Source organism: Burkholderia sp. TSV86 (genome assembly GCF_001522865.1).
Taxonomy (GTDB): Bacteria; Pseudomonadota; Gammaproteobacteria; order Burkholderiales; family Burkholderiaceae; genus Burkholderia.
On record NZ_LOWB01000007.1, the window covers coordinates 1 to 2903 of the forward strand.

1 protein-coding gene and 2 pseudogenes are annotated in these 2903 nt (G+C 58.7%); 1 reads left to right on the forward strand and 2 read right to left on the reverse strand.

Annotated elements, in window-relative coordinates:
* Positions 1-266: 266 nt before the first annotated feature.
* Positions 267-2117: a M24 family metallopeptidase gene (locus WS68_RS00450; protein ID WP_059568947.1), complete on the forward strand. Its 1851-nt coding sequence runs from the start codon at positions 267-269 to the stop codon at positions 2115-2117.
* Between the two features lie 84 nt (positions 2118-2201).
* Here the strand turns inward: WS68_RS00450 and WS68_RS00455 are convergent.
* Both WS68_RS00455 and WS68_RS27135 read right to left on the reverse strand, forming a co-directional pair.
* A pseudogene (locus tag WS68_RS00455) lies at positions 2202-2681 on the reverse strand (fatty acid desaturase); the annotation flags it as partial.
* A gap of 53 nt (positions 2682-2734) precedes the next feature.
* A pseudogene (locus WS68_RS27135) lies at positions 2735-2903 on the reverse strand (IS481 family transposase); the annotation flags it as partial.

Genomic DNA, 2903 nt, shown 5'->3' on the forward strand with positions numbered 1-2903 from the left:
ACGCGAATACCCACCATCCGTAAGGCATATCGTGGATCTTCTCGTCAGATCGGCAGCGGAAGGTGGAGTGCTATGCCCTGAATCGAAACGTCGATCGCGTTGCCCCGCAATCAAGTGCCCATGATGCCGCAAAACCGCCTAAAAATCGGCTGAAGTTAAGTGCTATAAAAATTTAAGCTTGACGTAAATTTAATCGAAATGTAGTTTTTGTTCAGCGGCGCTGAGCGCAGAGGCCGTCACGTCTACCGATATCGATGGGGCATCTGATGATCGATCAGCTCAAATATAATTTCTCCGACTTACCTCTTTACAGTGCGCCAGTCGCTCGGGTCCATGCAGATCTGTCGCGGCTAATGGACACGCTGCAGCTCGATGTCCTCGTGATCACTTCGCAGGACGAATATCTCACCGAGTATCTGCCTAGCCTCAACAATCAACGTTATGCATTGTCGGGGTTCGACGGATCGGCCGGCTCCGGCCTGTTTCTGAGCGAGGCGGCAGCCCGGCGGCTCGGCGTGCCGCAGTTCGTGCTGTTCGTCGATGGACGCTATCATTTGCAAGCGGAAAGGCAGTGCGATCCTGCGTTCGTGCAAGTGGAGAAGGTGAGTCTGAACGGAGCGATATGGCAAGCGATCGCAGATTGGTTCGTTCTACATAAGGCCGGACTCGAGCGGGCAGGCTACGATTCGCTGCGTATGAGCGTCGCGCAGCGGCAGCGCTTGCTGTTGGATACGCAAGCGCTCGGCGTGCAATGGACAAGTCTCGCGAATCGGGAAATCGATCAAGCGATTTCGTTGCCGGGATGGTGCGTCGAGCGTCCGATCTTCGAAGTGCCGCAATCGACGACTGGCGTGAGCATCGCAGAAAACATCGCGATGCTGAATAAACGAATCCGAGAGCATCTCGGCGAACCGTCGGCGAAGGCGGCATTCCTGACCTGCATGGCAGACGATGCGAGTTATCTGCTGAACAGCCGCGGCTATCATCTGCCGTATACATCGTCGCATCTCGGCTTTGTGTTCGTTGTCGGCGCTGCTGCAGTGCTGTTTTTGCCGGAGGGTGTCGATCGTTGCCGGGTGGAGATTGGGTCTTATCCGGCGCTGACAGTGATTCGCCGCGATATCGCCGAACTCGAGCGCTTTCTCGCGCAATTCGACGTCGAGTTCCTGTGCTACGGCTTCGACGTAGCTAACTGCGCGCTACCGGATGTGATGCGCAGGGTCTGGCCCGGCGCTCGCCATCTGGACTACAACCCGATCGAGGCGGTACGGGCAAGCAAGACGCCTGAAGTGCTCGCTCAGTTTCGCGATGCGTTCGCGCGAAGCAGTGCGGCAATTGCGGAAGTGATGCGTTGGGCAAAGACAGGGGAGCCGGGGCGAACGCATTCGGAATACGATCTCGCGCGCATGATCAACGATGCTTACGGTGTGCGCGGCGCGGTATCGCTGAGCTTTACGAGCATTGCTGCAAACGGCGCGAACAGCGCGTCCGCGCACTACGCGGCCGCGAGCGCCGATGTCGAATTGACCGAAGGCGAACTCGTGCTGCTCGATAGCGGTGCGTATTACGACGGCGGCTTTGCGACTGACTGCACGCGCGTCGTGCTGCGCCGGAGCCGGCCGGATACGCAAGCGCAGCCGTGGCAGCGCGAAATTTATACGGTTGCGCTGAAGGCCTGCATCAAGGGGCTTGTCACGCATTTTTCGAAGGATGCGTCGGGTGCCGATGTGGACGCCGCGGTGCGCGAGGTATGCCGCAAGTATGGCTACGATTATGCCCACGGCACCGGGCATGGGGTTGGCATCCACGTGCACGAGAGCGGCGTGCGGTTCAGTCCCGTGTCGTCATATGGGCTGGTGCCCAATGCGGTGATTTCGATCGAGCCGGGCATTTACTTGCCGGGCAAGGGGGGCGTGCGAATCGAGAACATCGTCGTCATTCATCCGAGCGAGACGGAACCGGACAAGGTGACATTCGAAAATCTCGTGACCGTCGGCTACGACTGGGATCTGATCGATCTAACGTTGCTGACGGACGGCGAGCGTGCCTATCTGCGCGAATACGAGCGGGCATGCGTCGAGCGCGGCACGCACGTCACGGCTTGCCCGCTGCTGTAAGCCGAAAGACGGGCGGAAAAAGCAGCGCGGGCCGCGCATGGGCGGCCCGGCATGATGCGTCGGCAACGAGCGCCTTGGCGCCGATTACGCTGCGCGCGCTTCGTTCCAGCGGTTTGCACGACGGAACGTGCCGATATCGTTGAAGCGCACGCCGACCGCGCGCATTGCCGCATGGGCGCGCTTCGCGGTGAGCTGACGGATGTAGAACGGATCGCGCACGACGAAGTGGTGAATCGCGTGCGTACTGCCGAAGTTGAAGCAGAACAGCTGCATCGGAATCAGCCACCAAGGGTTCAACACCTGCGTTTGCTGGATGACGTTGCGCGCATCGATATCGCCGTAGTAATGCATGTTCGAGCTGATGAAGTTGATGCAGAAGCTGCGCACGAAATTCGGCCCGAGCCACGTGACCGCGAAAAAGTCGACGACATGCATCGTTTGCGCAACGATTGCCGGAATGTCCGGTTGATAGCCGAGCGCATGCAGCGAGAAGAGACCGACGTGGTAGACGATGAACGTGTGCCAGAGCACGTAGTACAGGTGGCCGATCGGCATGTATGACATGTATTAGCCGGGACTTGATCTGACAGGTAGTCGGGCCGACAAAGTACGAGTCGTCAATGGGGGATGAGTTTCTCCTTGGCGAGATCGAGCGAATCGAGGAAAGTGCGCATCGGCGTCTTGCCGTAACACCAGCGCCCCTGATGCTCTCGTTCATTGTTGTACTGGTCGAGCCACGCATCAAGGTCCGTCTGCAAGGTGGCGATCGAGTCGTAGATCTTCTTG

What these genes read in the sequence shown, in the direction of transcription:
- WS68_RS00450 (WP_059568947.1), top strand. Translation starts at nt 267, where the DNA reads ATGATCGATCAGCTCAAATATAATTTCTCCGACTTACCTCTTTACAGT.